The organism is Kitasatospora sp. NPDC056327 (assembly GCF_042261735.1).
Lineage (GTDB): Bacteria > Actinomycetota > Actinomycetes > Streptomycetales > Streptomycetaceae > Kitasatospora.
Window position 1 is genome coordinate 1 of the sequence record NZ_JBHJRC010000187.1, and the last position, 16317, is coordinate 16317.

Genomic DNA, 16317 nt, shown 5'->3' on the forward strand with positions numbered 1-16317 from the left:
GCACCGGGAGGGGTCCCGGTGCGGCCCGCCGTTCCGCGTGCGGGGGGGGTGACCGCCGGGCGCGGGCGCTCCGGGCGGAGGCGTTCCGTGCGGGGGTGTTCCGTGCGGGGGTGTTCCGTGCGGGGGCGGGTTACGGCTCGCGGTGGACGATCCGCCGGACCAGCTCGGGCACCCACTCGACGTACTCGACCTCGGCGCCGTCGGCGTGCCGGGCGTAGAGGAAGCGGCCGGTCGGGGAGGCGGTCTCGGGCGTGGTCACCACGGCGCCGGCCGCCTCCAGGGCCCGGCTCAGCTCGTCGAGGTCGGAGACCACGACGGTCGCCGAGGCGTGCGCGTACTTGGCCCGCTCGGCGGGCGGGCCGGCGATCACCAGGAAGTCGCCGATGGCGGCGAGTTCGATCTCGTGGAAGCGGAACAGCAGATCGGGCTCGGCCCCGGTGAGGGTGCGCAGCAGCGGGAGCGCGTGGTCCAGGCCGTCGGCCCAGAGCCGGGCGTAGGTCTTGAGGATGGCCATAGGTGCTCCGAGTCGTCCGAGTCGTCCGCGTCGTCCGGGCTTCCTGCGCCGTCCCTTCGGCGTCAACCCGCCGAACGCCGGGTTCCCGGCAGGTCCCGGATCACCGTAAGCGGGTGAACTCCCCGACAGAAGACCGTACTTTGCGGTGCGTCAGTGCCCGTCGGTAACCGACCCGTCACCTCGTTCGGTCGGGCCCGCGGCACGACGGCCGGGCCGGGCCGGGCCGTCCGGTCGGCCGGATGCGGACGGGCGGGCCGGTCGGCGTCCCAGGCGATCAGCATCCGCAGGGCGTCCTCGGACGGACTGCCGGCGTCCGGAGTGTAGGTGACCAGTGCCTGGTCCGGGTCGTCGGCGGAGCGGAGGGTCTCGTAGACCAGCTCCATCCGGCCGGCCAGCGGGTGGTGGAACACCTTGCGGCCGGAGGTCTTGTCGCGCACCGGGTGCTCGGCCCACCAGCGGCGGAACTCCTGGCTGCGGACCGAGAGCTCGCCGATCAGTTCGGCGAGCCGGGGATCGTCGGGGCGCCGCCCGGCCTCCAGGCGGAGGAAGGCGGCGTTCTCCCGCGCGCAGCCGACCCAGTCGTCGTAGAGGGTGCGCGAGGCAGGTTCGAGGAAGGTGATCCGGGCGATGTTGCGCTCGTTCGCGGGGAGCCTGCCGTAGTCGCCGAGGAGCGCGGCGGCGGCGCGGTTCCACGCCAGGACGTCCATCCGCCGGCCCATCACCACGGCCGGCACGTCGGGCATCGCCTCCAGCAGGCGGGCCATCGTCGGACGGACCTTCTGGGGGGCGGCGGCGGCCCGGGCCGCGCGGCCCCGGTCCGGGCGGGTTCGGGCGAGGCGGTGCAGGTGGGCGGCCTCCTCGTGGTCGAGGCGCAGCGCGCGGGCGACCGCGTCGAGCACGGCGTCCGAGGGGTTGCCGACCCGGCCCTGTTCGAGCCGGGTGTAGTAGTCGACGCTGACCCCGGCGAGCTGGGACAGCTCCTCGCGGCGCAGGCCGGCGACCCTTCGGCGCCCGCCGAAGTCCGGCAGGTCGACGTCCTCGGGGCGGAGGCGGGCGCGGCGGGTGCGGAGGAACTCGGCGAGGCTGGTCTCGGTTCCGGTGGGTCCGGCAGGGCCGGTGCTGCCGGTGCGACCCGTGCTTCCGGTGGGTCGGTCGGCACCGGTGGGTCCGGTGGTGCCCGGGCCGCCGCCGCTCGTTCGGCTCGTGCTCATACCGCCATTGTCGCCGGTCGGCGGCCCGCCTGCCTGGTCCTGCCAGGGCCAGGCAGGGCAGGACCGGGCAGGCAGGAGCAGACGGCAGGGCCGGGCAGGAGGGCGGCAGGACCGGGTGGCCTGGGCCGGGCCGACCGGAGGGCCGTCACCAGGTGTTCGCGACCGCCACCACGCCGCCGTCGACCACGATGTCCTGGCCGGTGATGTACGAGGCCCGGGACGAGAGCAGGAACGCCACCGTCTCGGCGACGTCCGCCGCCGCGCCCAGCCGCCCGAGCGGCACCTGGGACAGCACGGCCGCCTGCTGCTCCGCTTCGGTGATCACCTCGTGGAACATCTCGGTGACGATGTAGCCCGGGCTCACCGAGTTGATCCGGATGCCACGCCCGGCGAAGTCGCTGCCCAGCGTGCGGGCCAGGTTGTGCACGGCCGCCTTGGTGGCCGCGTACACCGGGGCGTTGGGGAGCCCGCGGTGCAGCGTCCAGGAGGCGTTGAGGACGACCGACGCGCCGCCGGCGGACTTCTCCAGCAGCGGCAGGGCGTGCTGGACGGTGAAGAAGACGCCCTTGAAGTTGACGTCCACGGTGCGGTCGAAGCTCTCCTCGGTCACCTCGGCCGGGGTTTCGAAGACCCCGACCCCGGCGTTCGCGAACACGCCGTCGAGGCGGCCGTACCGGTCCCCCACCAGCCCGGCCAACCGGGCCAGGTCGGCGGGCCGGGCGGAGTCGGCGCGGACGGCGAAGACCCTTTCGCCGCCGCCGAGTTCGGCCTCGGCGCGGCGCAGTCGCCCGTCGGAGCGACCGGTGATCACCACGTCGGCCCCGGCGGCGAGCAGACGGCGGGCGGTGGCCAGGCCCATGCCGCTGGTGCCCCCGGTGACGAGGACGGTCCGGCCGGCGAACTCGTCGGCGTCGCCGGGGTGCGGGGCAGGGGCCGGGGTGGGGTGCGGGGTGTGCTGGATGTTCTCGGTGGTCATGGGTCCACCTTCACGGCCCGGCCCAGGGGCGGACCAGGCCCGTTCCGACCCTGGGTCCGGCAGAACCACCCTCGGCCCCCTCGCCCCTGCGTCTCCGTGCCCCCGCACCCCCGCCCGCCTCCGGCCGACGGCGGCACGGGGTGCGCACCGGGGCCGCCGGCCGCCCCCTCCGGGGGATCTCCGGGGGCGATCAATCCGCAGGAGGATCCCGTCCGACCGCGTTCGGCGGAGGCTGGGAACCGGGGGGCGAGCGTCAGGGACCTCGGAGGGGAACGAATGACGCACCACAGCAGGGCGGTTCGGCGTGCGGTCGGCGCGGTGGCGGTGGCCGCCGCACTGACGGCGGGGGTGGCGGTGCCAACGGCCGCCGCGACCGGCGGACCAGCGGCGGGCGGACCAGCGGCGGGCGGACCAGCGGCGGGCGGAGCTTCGGCCGGCGACGGTCGCGGCCACGGGAACGAGGACGGGAACGAGAACGAGAACGCGGGCGGGCAGGGTTCCGGCCGGGGACACGCCGCGACCAGGGCCGCCATGGAACAGGCCCTGCGGAACGGAGGGCTTCCGGGAATGGTCGCCACCGTTCGTGAGGGAAAGGGGAGTTGGTCGGCGGCGGTCGGCGAGGCCGACACCACGACGGGACAGCCCCGGTCCGCGCGCGAGCGGTTCCGGATCGGGAGCGTGAGCAAACCCTTCATCGCGACCGTCCTGCTCCAGCTCCAGGCCGAGCGGCGGCTCGACCTCGACGACAGCGTGGAGCGCTGGCTGCCCGGCCTGGTCAGCGACAACGGGAACAACGGCTCGGCGATCAGCCTGCGCCAGTTGCTCAACCACACCAGCGGGGTCCCCGACTACGACGAGGACCCCGGAATCCGTGCGAACCTGTTCACGACGGCATTTCTGACACACCGTTACGACACCTACACACTGGAGCAGTTGGTGCGGATCGCGATCGCCCACCCACCGGTCTTCGCCCCCGGAACGGCGCACCGCTACTCCAACACCAACTACCTGCTGGCCGGGCTGGTCATCGAGAAGGTCACCGGCCGCCCGTACGGCGAGGAGGTCGAACGGCGGATCGTCCGGCCGCTGGGCCTGACCGGGACGAGCCTGCCCGGCACGGCGACCGACCTGCCCCGGCCGCACGCGCGCGGCTACTCCAAGCTGTTCGGCGGCTCGCCGACGCCGCTGGACGTCACCGAGCTCAACCCGTCGATGGCCGGCTCCGCGGGCTCGATCGTCTCCACCACGGCCGACCTCACCCGCTTCCTCTCCGCCCTGATGCGCGGACAGCTGCTCCCCCGGGCCGAGTTGGAGGAGATGACCACGCCCGGACCGCACGGCAGCGGCGGGCTCGGTCTGGGCGTCGGGACGCTCTCGTGCGGCGTCACCGTCTGGGGACACGACGGCGGCATCCACGGATCGTCGACGCTGGCGCTGACCACCCGGGACGGGCGGCACGTGCTGGCGGTCAACGCCAACGCCGACTGGTTCCGCACCAAACTCCCGGTGGCCGAAGCCGAGTTCTGCGGATGACGGCAGGGCCGGCCGCCGCCACCGGGGCGGTGGCCGGCCCGGCCGCGGAGGGCCGGGCCGGTCACGGAGGGCCGGCCGGGGAGGCCGGACCGCGCCGGGCAGGCCGCGCGGCTGCCGGGGAGCCTCACGACTCCCGGCGGGCCCCGGGCGACGGCACCGCCCGGTACACCTGCGGCTCCGCGTAACCGGCCGCGGCGAAGGCTCCGGTCACCGCCTCGGCCACCGCGGCCGCCCGCTCCGTCTCCACCAGCGCGATCACCGAGCCGCCGAAGCCTCCCCCGGTCATCCGCGCGCCGAGCGCACCGGCGGCGACAGCGGTCGCGGCGGCGAGGTCGGTCTCCGGGCAGGACGTCCGGAAGTCGTCGCGCAGCGAGGCGTGTCCCTCCGTCAGGATCGGTCCGAGCGCGGCGGGCCCGCGGCGTTCGAGCTCGGCGACGGCCCGTTCGACCCGGTCGTTCTCGGTCACCACGTGCCGGACCAGCGGAACCAGGTCGGCGGGGAGCCGGCCGAGGGCGCCGGGCAGGCCGTCGACGGAGAGGTCGCGCAGCGCGGGCAGTCCGAGCAGGGCGGCGGCCCGCTCGCAGCCGGCCCGCAGGGCGGCGTAGGCGCCGTCGGCGAGGTCGTGCTGCACCCGGGTGTCGAGGACCAGCAGGGTGAGACCGGCGCCCGCGAGGTCCAGCGGCACGTGGCGGACGGACAGGTCACGAGCGTCCAGGTGGAGGGCGGCCCCGGACCGGCAGACCATGGAGGCCATCTGGTCCATGATCCCGCAGGGCACGCCGACGAACTCGTTCTCGGCCCGCTGCGCGAGCAGGGCCAACTCGGCGGCCCCGAGGCCGAGGCCGTACAGGCCGTCGTAGGCGGTGGCGACGGCGCATTCGAGGGCGGCGGAGGAGGAGAGGCCGGCGCCGCCGGGCACGTCGCTGTCCAGCAGCACGTCGGCGCCGCCCACCTCGTGCCCGGCACTGCGCAGCGCCCACACGACGGCCGCGGGGTACGCCGCCCAGCCGGGTACGCCGCCCGGTTCCAGCGCGGCGACGTCCAGTTCGACGACCTCGCCGGGCACCCTGGTCGAGGCGAGCCGCAGCACGCCGTCGGTACGGCGGCGGGCGTGGGCGCGGACGGCCTGCGGGATCGCGATCGGGAGCACGAACCCGTCGTTGTAGTCGGTGTGTTCGCCGATCAGGTTGACCCTGCCGGGGGCGGCCCAGACGCCCTCGGGGGCGTGCCCGTAGAGCTCCTCGAAGACGGCGGCAGCGGCCGTGCCGACGGCCGTCGCGCGGGTCGCGTCGGTGTGCCCCGTGCCGGCGTCCGTGGTGCCGGCGTTCGTCGTGCCGGCGCTCGTCGTGTCGGTCATCGCTGCGGTCCTCCGTCGGTGGCGCGGGCGTCGGTGGCGCGGGTGGCGCCGGTGGCACGGGCGTCGGTGGCGCGGGCCGTGGGTGCGGCCTCGCGCAGGCGCCGGGCGGCGTCCTCCGGGGCGACGTCGTTCATGAACGCCTCCATGCCGGACTCGGTACCGGCCAGGTACTTGAGCTTGTCGGCGGTCCGCCGGACGGTGAACAGCTCCAGGTGGAGGGCGAATTCGGCCTGCTGCCCGGTCGGTGCCTGGTGCCAGGCGGAGATGTAGGGCGCGGTGACGCGGCGGCCGGGGTCGGCGGGGTCGGTGAAGAGGTTGTCGAAGCGGCGCAGCAGATCGAGGTAGAGCCGGGCGAACTCGGCGCGCTCCGGTTCGGTGAGACGGGTGAGGTCGGGGACGCGGCGGTGCGGGTAGAGGTGGACCTCGTAGGGCCAGCGGGCGGCGTAGGGGACGAAGGCGGTCCAGTGCTCGCCCGTGAGCACGGTGCGGGTGCCGTCGGCGCGTTCGGCCGCGAGCAGGTCGTCGAAGAGGTTGCGCCCGGTGGCGGCGCGGTGGCGGGCGGCGCGGTCGACCATCCGGGCGGTGCGCGGCGTGGTGAACGGCAGCGCGTAGATCTGCCCGTGCGGGTGGGCGAGGGTGACGCCGATCTCCGCGCCGCGGTTCTCGAAGCAGTAGACCTGCTCGACGTCCGGCCGGGCGGAGAGTTCGGCGGTGCGGTCGGTCCAGGCGTCGAGCACCAGACGGGCGCCGTCCTCGTCCAGGTCGGCGAAGGAGGCGTCGTGGTCGGAGGTGAAGCAGACCACCTCGCACCGGCCGGTGCCGGGCCTGCGGCCGTACAGCGCGCCGTCGGCGGCGGGAGCCACGGGGTGGGTGCCGGGCTCGCCCGCGAGGGAGGGGAAGCGGTTCTCGAAGACGGCGACCCGGTAGTCGGCGGCCGGGATCTCGCTGAGCCGGCCGTCGCGGCTGGGGCAGAGCGGGCACTCGTCGGCCGGCGGATGGTAGGTGCGTGCCTGCCGGTGGGCGGCGATGGTCACCCACGCGCCGGTCAGCGGGTCCAGCCGTACCTCGGAGGAGGGCACGGCGGGTTCCAGCGGCCGCCGGTCGGCGACCGTGCGGCCGGCGGGCGGCGTACCCCGGTCGTAGTAGATCAGCTCGCGGCCGTCGGCCAGTTCCGTGACGGTCCTGGTCGTCGTGCCGGCCTGTCCGGGTCCGGTCGGCTCGGTCACCGTTGCGGCCATGACGTGCTCCCTCTCGTGGGGCTTCCCTTCAACCACATGACCAAACAATATCGAACAAGAATCAACATGTGTGCACCTGGGCGGGCTCAATCGCCTGCCGGGTGCCAGGGCGCACCGGGCCTGGTCCGCCTCGCGTCCGCCGCCAGCCGCAGGGCGTACACCTCACGGCCGCCGTAGCCGTGCTCCTCCGGCTCCGGCACCGACGCCGGCACCGACGCCGCCGCCACCACCGGCCCGAGGTACTCGTGGCGGGTGAGGTGGCACCAGGCGGGCAGATCGAGCGGCGCCGCCGGGTCGGTGCTCACGACGTGCACCGTCGTCCCGGCGGGCAGGTCCGCGATGCGCCTGCGCAGGTGGAGGAGCAGGGTGACGCAGAGCATCCCGGTCCCGTCCACGACGACCGGCCCGCCCGTGGCGGGCCCGGTCGCCCCGCCCCCGACCGGCCCGCCCCCGACCGGCCCGCCCGCGGCGGCGCTCACGCGGCGCCCGCCTCGACCGGCAGGGCCGCCAGCCGCCACTCCAGCATGCCGTCCACGAGCCGCCTGGCCCGGCGGCCCCGCGCGACCAGCAGCCGGACGGCGTCATGGGCCAGGACGCAGTTGACCCCCCGGCAGTACGCGACGACCTCGGCCCCCGCGGGCAGCTCGGCGAGCCGGGCCTCCAGCTCGCCGAGCGGGACGGACAGGGCTCCGGGAATGTGTCCGGCGGCGTACTCCTCGGCGGGGCGCACGTCCACGACGGTCGCGGTGCCGGCCCGCACCCGCGCGAGCAGCTCCTCCCGTGTGAGGTGGTCGGTGTCGTCCGGCCCCAGATAGGCGGCGCGGGCCCGGCCGGTCGCGTCGAGGTGGGCCAGCGCGACCTGCTGGAGCCGGCCGTAGAGGGCGGCGACATCCTCCCCGGCGAGGCGGTAGTGGATCCGCACCCCCTCCCGGCGGGTGACCACCAGCCCGGCCCGCCGGAGGGTCTGCAGATGGGCGGAGGCCGTGGTCAGCCCGAGCCCGGCCGCCCTGGCGAGGGCCTCGACGCTGCGCTCGCCCTGGGCGAGGAGGTCGAGCAGTTCCAGGCGCTTGCCGTTGGACAGCGCCTTTCCGGTGGTGGCCAGCGCCTCGAACAGCGCGGCCCTGCGACCGGGATCTCCCATGGAATCCTCCATTGATCCATGGATCAGTGTAGGAATCGGCGGGTGGATCCGTCACCCGGGCCCGCCCGTCCGGAGGACCGCCCGTGACCGCCACCCCGTCCGCGCCCCGGCCCGGAGTCCGGCTCGGCTGCGCGCCGACCTCGCCCGGTTCGGGCTGCTCGTCGCCGTGAACGCCCTGGTCGGCGGTATCCTCGGCCAGGAACGCACCGTGCTGCCGCTGCTCGCCGACCGCACCTTCCGCCCCTCCGCACCCACGGCGGCGATGACGTGCATCGTGGCGTTCGGCGCGACCAAGGCCGTCACCGACGTCTTCGCCGGCACCCTCTCCGACCGCCTCGACCGGAAGCCGGTGCTGGTCGCCGGCCGGCCGGTCGCCCCGCCGGTGCCCGCACGACCGGCCCCGCACCGGACCCGCGGGCGTCCGGGCAGGCCCGCCCCCCGACCCCCGCAACGGTGACCCTCGCGCGGAGCCGGGCGGTGCCGGTGGCGGGCCAGGGGGCGGCCGGAGGGAGCGTGGAGGGGGTGCCGGTGGTCGCGGGCGCGGGGGCGGGTGGCCAGGAGCGGGGTGGCGGCGGGGGCCGGGGTGGCGGCGGGGGCCGGGGTGCGCCAGGCGCGGGTGGCCAGGACGCCTGCGGTCAGGGCGAGGGCGCCGAGGGCCGCCGTCGCGGTGGGGAGCCCGGCGGTCGCGCCGAGCCAGCCGGCCAGCGGGTAGGCGAGCAGCCAGCAGCCGTGCGACAGCGAGAACTGCGCCGCGAAGGCGGCCGGCAGGTCGGCCGGCGGCACCGCGGACCGCAGCAGCCGGCCGCCCGGGGTGAGGATCAGCGAGCCCGCCGCGCCGAGCCCGGCCCACAGGGCGAGCAGCGCCGGCCAGCGCCATCCGCCGCCGTCCGCCTGCCGGCCGGCCGTCGTGACCACGGCCAGGGCGGCGAGCAGTCCGGCGACGGCGAAGGCCGCGGGCAGCATCACCGTCCGGTCGGCGACCCGGTCCAGCACCCGGGGCAGCAGCAGTGCGACCACCATCGACCCGCCGCCGTAGGCGCCGAGGGCGAGCGGCACGTCGCCGGCGGGGCGGCCCAGCTGGTCGCGGACGTAGACGACGGTGTTGACGATCACCATCGCGCCGCCCGCGGCCACCGCGAGGTCCAGGGCGAGCAGCGCCCGCAGGCGCGGCACGGCGAGGAACAGCCGGATCCCGGCGAGGGCGCGAACGGCCCGGGGCGGCGCCTGCCCCTCCGTCGCGCGCCCCTGGACCGCGCGCTGCCGGACCGCCCTCGCCCTGACCGCGTCACCCGCTGCGCCCGTCCCCGTCCTCGCACTCGTCCGGGCCGCCGCACGTACCGCCCGGGCCGCACCCGGCAGGGCCACCGAGACGACCAGCAGCGCCGAGCCGAGGAAGCCGAGCACCGTCCCCCAGAACAGCCACCGGTAGCCGACCAGCGGCAGCAGCCCGGCGGCCAGCACCGGGCTGACCAGGCTCTCGGTGTCGTAGGCGAGCCGGGAGAGGGACAGCGCCCGGGTGTAGTCCCGCTCCTCGGGCAGCACCTCGGGGATCACCGACTGGAACGCCGGGGTGAAGGTCGCCGAGGCCGCCTGGAGGACGAAGATCAGCAGGTAGACCTGCCAGACCGAGCCGACGAACGGCAGCCCGAGCGCCACGGCGGCGCGGGCGAGGTCGGCCGCCACCAGCAGGCGGCGGCGCGGGATCCGGTGCGCGAGCGCGGCCATGACGGGGGCGATCCCGACGTAGGCGACCATCTTGATCGCCAGCGCGGTGCCGAGCACGGAGCCGGCGTCGGCCCCGGCGAGGTCGTAGGCGAGCAGGCCCAGCGCCACGGTGGCCAGTCCGGTCCCGGCGAGGGCGACCACCTGGGCGGCGAACAGGTGCCGGTAGGTGCGGTTGCGGAGCACGGAGAGCATCGGGGACTCCGTTCGGAGGCGTCGTCCCTCCAGAATAGGACAACATGTGCATACGTGTGCACCTAATGGTCATGAAAATGGCCGCCCCCCGGATCGCAGGGGCGGCCGAGGGTGCTCCGGGTGCGCCCGGAACACCCTCTCAGTCGTGCGGCGGCAGACCGCTGATCTGGTAGTCGGCCACGCTCAGCGCCTCCTGGACCAGCCGCCGCAGGTGCCCGTGCCGCAGCGCGTACACCACCCGCCGGCCGTCCTTGCGGGTCGAGACCAGACCGGCCAGCCGCAGCTTCCCGAGGTGCTGGCTGACCGACGGACGCGCCGCGCCGGCGGACTCGGTCAGCGTCGTCACGTCCGCCTCCCCCTCGCTCAGCCGCTGGAGCAGCGCGAGCCGGGTGCGGTCGGCGAGCAGGGCGAGGATGCCGACGGCGACGTCCAGCCGCTCGTCCGCGCCGGACTGCTGCGACGGATGTGCACCTGATACGTGGAGGCTCCCGCTCATGGCCTCATCGTAAGGGGCGTGCGAGCAGCGTTCACCCGCCCCGCGTTGCGCGGTTCACGCCGTCTGCCGCCAACGCGCCCCCACCGTTCACCCCTCCGATCCCCCGCAGCACCGCCTCCCGCCGCCAGAATGAGCCCGCCGGAGCCGACCACGCCGCGAACGCCCGCGCGCCGCCCGGAACACCAGTGCACGCCGTGCGCCCCGCACCACCGGGCACGGGGCAGCACGGGGCCCCGACCCACCGACCCACCGGCACCGGAACCCATCAGCGACCGAACCCGAACCCGCCAGCGGAGGCGACCGTGTCCATGCTCGTCATCAAGGGGACCTACCGGATCCTCGACACCCAACCCGACGGCGACACCGTCCACTTCACCCCGCAGGACCCGGGCTTCTGGCACGACGTCCCGGGCGGGCACCGCGTGAAGCGCAACAGCCGCGGCGGGGGCACCGTGCGGATGGACGCGATCGACGCGCTCGAAACCCACTACCAGGGTGTCGGCCCCGGCACCGTCCACCAGCCGCTCCACCTCGGCGCGCACGCCGCCCGCGACGAACTGGTCGCCTGGCTCGGCTTCACCGGCGTCGTGCGGGACGCCGACGAGAAGGTGACCGCCGCGACCCCGGAGACCGTTCCCGGCTACGTGCTGGCCTCCGGCGCCGACACCTACGGCCGCGCCGTCTGCCTCACCGGGCGCGGCAAGCCGCCGTCCGGCACGCGCGACGGCGACCGGATCACCGTCACCGTGGACCTGCTGCGGCAGACCGCCAACCACCACCTGCTCGCGCGCGGGCTGGTCCACCCGACCTTCTACGGCAACCTTCCCGAGGTGTTGCGGACCGACCTGGCCGCCGTCGCCCGCCGGGCGCGGACCGCGAAGGCGCCCGGCAGCGTCTGGGAGCACGACCTCACCACGGACGGCGTCAAGGTCGACAGCCTCGCCTCGATCACCGAGCAGCAGGTCCTGCTGCCCAAGCTGTTCCGCCGACTCGCCGACTACATCCGGCTGTTCGGCCCGGCGCTGGACGCCTTCCCCGCGTACCTGGCGGGCGAGGGCGAGAGCTTCCACGTGCCCGAGCAGGAGCAGGCGGTGCGCGGCCTGCAGCACCTGGTCGAGGTCACCGGCGACACCGTCCGGATGACCAGGCCGATCGAGGAGGTCGTGCTGGTCGAGAAGTGAGCCGCGGTCCCGCCCCCGCGCGGCACCGGCGCGGGGGCGCGGCCCCTCAGCCCTCCCGCAGGTCCGCGATCCGGCGGATCTTGCCGACCGAGCGCTCCAGACCGTACGGGTCCAGCACCTCGACGTCCACGCTCACCCCGACCCCGTCCTTCACCCCCCGCGCAATGGCCGCGGCGGCATCGTCCCGCTGCTCCGCGCCGGCCTCCGGGCGGGCCTCCACCCGCACCGTCAGGTGGTCCAGCCGGCCCCGGCGGGTCAGCCGGAGCTGGAAGTGCGGCGCGACCGCGGGCACCCGCAGCAGGATCTCCTCGATCTGGGTCGGGAAGACGTTGACCCCGCGCAGGATGATCATGTCGTCGCTGCGCCCGGTCACCCTGGCCATCCGCCGGAACGCCGGGCGGGCGGTGCCCGGCAGCAGCCGGGTGAGGTCGCGGGTGCGGTACCGGATCACCGGCAGCGCCTCCTTGGTGAGCGAGGTGAGGACCAGTTCGCCGTCCTCGCCGTCCGGCCGCGGGTCGTCGGCCAGCGGGTCGACGACCTCGGGGTAGAAGTGGTCCTCCCAGACGTGCAGGCCGTCCTTGGTCTCCACGCACTCCTGGGCGACGCCCGGCCCCATCACCTCGGAGAGCCCGTATATGTCGACGGCGTGGATGCCGGTGCGCCGCTCGATCTCGGCGCGCATCCCCTCCGTCCACGGCTCGGCGCCGAGGATGCCCACCCGCAGCGAGGTGGTGCGCGGGTCGACGCCCTGCCGCTCGAACTCGTCGAGCAGGGTGAGCAGGTAGGACGGGGTGATCATGATGATCTCGGGGCGGAGGTCCCGGATCAGCTGCACCTGGCGGGCCGTCATGCCGCCGGACGCGGGGATCACGGTGCAGCCGGCCCGCTCGGCGCCCGCGTGCGCGCCCAGGCCGCCGGTGAACAGGCCGTAGCCGTAGGCGATGTGCACCGTCCGGCCGGGCCGCCCGCCGGCCGCCCGGATCGAGCGGGCCACCAGGTCGGCCCAGACGTCGAGGTCGTGCGCGGTGTAGCCGACCACGGTCGGCCGGCCGGTGGTGCCGCTGGAGGCGTGGATCCGGCGGACCTCCTCCCGCGGGACGGCGAACATGCCGAACGGGTAGGTGTCGCGCAGGTCGGCCTTGGTGGTGAAGGGGAAGCGGGCGAGGTCGGCGAGGGTGCGGCAGTCACCGGGGGCGACGCCGGCCGCGTCGAACCTCCGGCGGTACAGCTCGACGTTGTCGTAGGCGTGGCGCAGGGTGGCCCGCAGGCGGACGAGCTGGAGGGCGCGCAGTTCCTCGACGTCCATCCGTTCGCCCGCGTCGAGGAGTTCCGCCGGGGGCGCCTCGCCGAGGCGCGCGGGCGCGGCCTCGCCGGGGGCTGCCCCGCCGGGGTACGGCGCCGCCGCCGTCGGCCGACCCGTGGCGTCCGGCCCCGCCGTTCCGTCACCCATCGCGCCTCCCTCACCGGAACCGACCGATCATTCGGTCGTTCGCTCGACGCAGCCATGTAATCCACGGCCGGCGGTGGCTGTCAAGGTCCGGCCCGCCGTTCGCGGCCCGGGTCGGTCCCGGTTGGTCCCGGCCGGTCAGGCCAGGGTCGGTCAGGCCCGGACCGGACCGGACCGGGCCGCGGTGCCGTACCCACTCGGCGGGGTACGAACCTCCACCGTTCGCCGGGGCGGCGCCCCGTCGAAGGACAAGGACCGATCTCTGCCGAACGGCAGATGGCAGCGGACCGCCGATCGGGGAGGCTCGTCGATGTCACCGACCGTCCATCGACCGAGCGGGAGAGCGGAGCGCATGAGCCGACCCGACGACCACCGACCCGACGACCACCGGCCCGAAAGCCGGCGGCCCCGTGCCCACGATCCCTTCTCCCACAGCCCCCTCCCGCAGGACCTCTTGTCGCAGGAGCTCTTGTCGCAGAACCCTCGCACCCGGACCCCGCACGGCCCCGGCGCCGCGCCCCTGCTCGAACTGACCGACGTCAGCAAGGTCTACCGGGGCGGCAAGCGCGCCGTCGACGCGCTCTCGCTCCGCCTCGGCCCCGGATTGCTGGGCCTGCTCGGGCCGAACGGCGCGGGCAAGTCCTCACTGATGCGGATCGTCGCCACCGTCACCCGGCCCACCACCGGCCGGCTCACCTACCGGGGCGCCGACGTGCTCGCCCGGCCGGACCTACTGCGGCGCGAGCTCGGCTTCCTGCCACAGGACTTCGGGGTCCATCCGCACCTCACTGCCCGCGAGTTCCTCGCCTACCTGGCCGCCGCCAAGGGCCTCTCCGCCCGCTCCGCGCGGGCCCGGATCGACGAGCTGCTCGCCCTGGTCAACCTGACCGAGGCGGTGCGGCGTCCGCTCGGCGCCTACTCCGGCGGCATGCTGCGCCGGGTCGGGATCGCCCAGGCGCTGCTCGGCGACCCGCGCGTCATCGTCGTGGACGAACCCACCGCCGGGCTCGACCCCGAGGAACGGGTGCGCTTCCGCAACCTGCTGAGCGTGCTCGCCGAGGACCGGGTGGTGCTGCTGTCCACCCACATCGTCTCGGACATCGAGTCGGTGGCCGGGGACATCGCGGTCGTGGCCGGCGGGCGGCTGCTGCGCCGGGGCAGTCCGGAGGAGCTGCTGCGCGGTCAGACCGGCCGGGTGTGGGAGGTCCTGGCCGACGCGGGCGCGGTGGCCGCCGTGCAGCAGCGGTACGTCGTGAGCCGGATGGTGCGCACCGGCGACGGCCGGGTCCGGCTGCGGCTGCTCGCGGACGAGGCACCGTTCGCCGAGGCCTCGCCGGTCGTGCCCGACCTGGAGGACGCGTACCTGGGGCTGGTGCGGCCCCCGGTCGCGAGCGCCGCCGCGGCGGGCCCGGTCCACCCGGGGGTGCCGCGATGACCACGACCGTCCTCACCACGGCCCGCCCGACGGCGTCCGGCGGCCCGGCCCGGCTGTGGCAGCTCGCCCTCGGCGACTTCCGTGACCGGGTCCGCCGCCCGGCCTACGCGGTGACGCTGCTGGCCGCCGTCGGCCTGGGACTGCTCGCCGTACCGCCCGCCGACGGGCACTGGGCGATCCTCGCGCTGGGCTCCTACCGGGGCGAGTACAACAGCGCCTACGTGGGCACCGCGACGGCCCTGGCCGGCGCGCTCTGGCTGACCCTCGGCGGGTTCTACGTGGTCCGCAAGGGGCTGGGGCGCGACGAGGAGACGGGGGTCGGCCAGATCCTCGCCGCGGCCCCGCTGGGGAACACCGGACTGCTGCTGGCGAAGCTCCTCGGCAACCTGCTGGTCCTCGCCTCGATGCTCGGGGTGCTCTCGCTCACCGCCCCCGCCCTGCAACTGGTCCGGGGCGAGGACCGCGCCCTCGACCCGGTCGCACTGCTGACGCCGTTCGTGGTGCTGACGCTGCCCCTGCTCGTGGCCACGGCGGCCCTGGCGGTGCTGTTCGAGACGGTGCCGCTGCTGCGCGGCGGCCTCGGCAACGTGGTCTGGTTCGCCTTCGCCCCGCTCCTGCTGATCGCCGGGGAGTCGCCCGGTGCACCCTTCGGCGGTCTGGGCCTCGGCCCGGCGGCGGACTCGCTGCGCGACGGACTCGCCGCCCACGGGGCCGACCTCGGCAGCGACGAGTTCAGCCTCGGTCTGACGAGGGTCGACACCCCGCTTGAGGCGTTCCACTGGGACGGCGCGGGCTTCGGGGGCGGGTTCCTCGCCCAGCGGGCGCTGCTGGTGCTGCTCGCCGTGGCGCTCGCCGCGCTGCCGGCGCTCTGGTTCACCCGCTTCGACCCGGCCCGCGCCGGCCTCCGGACCGCCACCCGGGCACCGTCGGGTGCCGGGGACACCCCGCCCACCACCGTCGCACCCGCCGCGGCGTTCCGGACCTCCCTGCCCACCGCGGCCCCACGGCGGTCCGTACCCGGTTCCGGCTTCGGACGGCTGCTGCTCGGGGAGGCCCGGATCCTGTTCGCCGACGCCTCGCGCTGGTGGTGGCTCGCCGCCGCCGGTCTGGTGGTGGCCGGCCTCGCCGTCCCGGCCGACACCGGCGTCGGCGCGGTGCTGCCCGCCGCCTGGGTCTGGCCGGTCCTGCTCTGGTCCCGGCTCGGCAGCCGTTCCGCCGAGTACGGCCTGGAGGTCCTGCTGAGCGCCTGTCCGGCCGGCCGGACCCGGCTGCTCGCCGAATGGGGCTCCGGAGTGCTGCTCACCGCCATGACCGGTGCGGGCGTCCTGGTCCGTCTCGCGGCGGCCGGAGACACCGCCGGGGTGGCCGCCTGGTCGGCGGGCGCGCTGTTCGTCCCCTCCCTGGCCCTCGCCCTCGGCACGCTCTCCCGCACCCACCGCCTCTTCCAGGCCCTCTACCTCCCGCTCTGGTACCTGGCGGTGAACCAGGTCGCGGCGCTCGACTTCATGGGCACCGTGCGCCGGGCCGGCATTCCGGCCGGCCCCTCGCCCCTCCTCGTCACCGCCATCGCGGCGGTGCTCCTGGCCACCGCCGTCCTCACCACCTCCGCCCGCCGCACCTGAACGCACACCGGCGAGGCGGAACACCCCGCCTCTCGGACGCCACCCGCCACCCGTCACCGCACCTGAACGGACAGCCGCAGCGCCCGACACCCTGCCTTACGGACAGCACACGCCGAACCAGCCACCCTGCCGCCCTCCCCTGACCACCGGCCTCCTCAGCCACCTCCACCCGCCGCATCCCGGCGGACGGCGGTGGGTCGCGGCGGGCGGTGGCGGGCGGCGGGTGCTGCCCGGCGGGGACGGGGGTCC

At 75.6% G+C, this 16317-nt stretch carries 13 protein-coding genes and 1 pseudogene; 4 read left to right on the plus strand and 10 right to left on the minus strand.

The window, feature by feature from the left end; all coding sequences use genetic code 11:
- Positions 1-130: 130 nt before the first annotated feature.
- The 3 genes from ACFCX4_RS24365 to ACFCX4_RS24375 form a co-directional block, all read right to left on the minus strand.
- Positions 131-514: a VOC family protein gene (locus ACFCX4_RS24365; protein WP_376146011.1), complete on the minus strand. Its 384-nt coding sequence runs from the start codon at positions 512-514 to the stop codon at positions 131-133.
- 62 nt (positions 515-576) lie between these two features.
- Positions 577-1725, minus strand: a complete 1149-nt coding sequence (locus tag ACFCX4_RS24370) for a helix-turn-helix transcriptional regulator (protein ID WP_376146014.1) — start codon at positions 1723-1725, stop codon at positions 577-579.
- Between the two features lie 145 nt (positions 1726-1870).
- On the minus strand, positions 1871-2701 hold the full coding sequence (locus tag ACFCX4_RS24375; RefSeq protein ID WP_376146017.1) for an SDR family NAD(P)-dependent oxidoreductase: 831 nt from the start codon (positions 2699-2701) through the stop codon (positions 1871-1873).
- A gap of 567 nt (positions 2702-3268) precedes the next feature.
- On the opposite strand from ACFCX4_RS24375, the gene ACFCX4_RS24380 reads away from it, so the two are divergent.
- The gene (locus tag ACFCX4_RS24380) at positions 3269-4234 is read left to right on the plus strand and encodes a serine hydrolase domain-containing protein (protein WP_376146020.1); all 966 of its coding nucleotides are present in this window, start codon (positions 3269-3271) and stop codon (positions 4232-4234) included.
- Between the two features lie 124 nt (positions 4235-4358).
- On the opposite strand, the gene galK is transcribed toward ACFCX4_RS24380, so the two are convergent.
- The 6 genes and pseudogenes from galK to ACFCX4_RS24410 all read right to left on the minus strand — a co-directional run bounded on the left by galK (position 4359) and on the right by ACFCX4_RS24410 (position 10383).
- Positions 4359-5591: a galactokinase gene (gene galK, locus ACFCX4_RS24385; RefSeq protein ID WP_376146023.1), complete on the minus strand. Its 1233-nt coding sequence runs from the start codon at positions 5589-5591 to the stop codon at positions 4359-4361.
- Positions 5588-6829, minus strand: coding sequence for a galactose-1-phosphate uridylyltransferase (gene galT, locus ACFCX4_RS24390; RefSeq protein WP_376146026.1), 1242 nt, complete (start codon positions 6827-6829; stop codon positions 5588-5590). The genes galK and galT overlap by 4 nt, the downstream gene beginning before the upstream one ends.
- Before the next feature lie 86 nt (positions 6830-6915).
- Entirely contained in the window at positions 6916-7308 is a 393-nt protein-coding gene (locus ACFCX4_RS24395) for a sulfurtransferase TusA family protein (protein WP_376146029.1), read from the minus strand.
- The gene (locus tag ACFCX4_RS24400; RefSeq protein ID WP_376146032.1) at positions 7305-7970 is read right to left on the minus strand and encodes a metalloregulator ArsR/SmtB family transcription factor; all 666 of its coding nucleotides are present in this window, start codon (positions 7968-7970) and stop codon (positions 7305-7307) included. The genes ACFCX4_RS24395 and ACFCX4_RS24400 overlap by 4 nt, the downstream gene beginning before the upstream one ends.
- 450 nt (positions 7971-8420) lie before the next feature.
- Positions 8421-9887: pseudogene (locus tag ACFCX4_RS24405) on the minus strand (MFS transporter); the annotation flags it as partial.
- 139 nt (positions 9888-10026) lie between these two features.
- Entirely contained in the window at positions 10027-10383 is a 357-nt protein-coding gene (locus ACFCX4_RS24410; RefSeq protein ID WP_376146035.1) for an ArsR/SmtB family transcription factor, read from the minus strand.
- A gap of 308 nt (positions 10384-10691) precedes the next feature.
- Here ACFCX4_RS24410 and ACFCX4_RS24415 point away from each other — a divergent pair, with 308 nt between their 5' ends.
- A complete protein-coding gene (locus ACFCX4_RS24415; protein ID WP_376146041.1) occupies positions 10692-11564 on the plus strand; it encodes a nuclease in 873 nt (290 codons plus the stop codon).
- A 46-nt stretch (positions 11565-11610) separates the two neighbouring features.
- On the opposite strand, the gene paaK is transcribed toward ACFCX4_RS24415, so the two are convergent.
- Positions 11611-12870 (minus strand): phenylacetate--CoA ligase PaaK, encoded by a 1260-nt coding sequence (gene paaK / locus ACFCX4_RS24420; RefSeq protein WP_376146044.1) that lies wholly within the window; start codon positions 12868-12870, stop codon positions 11611-11613.
- Positions 12871-13531: 661 nt separating this feature from the next.
- Between paaK and ACFCX4_RS24425 the strand changes: the two genes are divergently transcribed.
- Positions 13532-14446, plus strand: a complete 915-nt coding sequence (locus ACFCX4_RS24425; RefSeq protein ID WP_376146047.1) for an ATP-binding cassette domain-containing protein — start codon at positions 13532-13534, stop codon at positions 14444-14446.
- On the plus strand, positions 14443-16068 hold the full coding sequence (locus ACFCX4_RS24430) for a hypothetical protein (protein ID WP_376146038.1): 1626 nt from the start codon (positions 14443-14445) through the stop codon (positions 16066-16068). The genes ACFCX4_RS24425 and ACFCX4_RS24430 overlap by 4 nt, the downstream gene beginning before the upstream one ends.
- Positions 16069-16317: the final 249 nt, after the last annotated feature.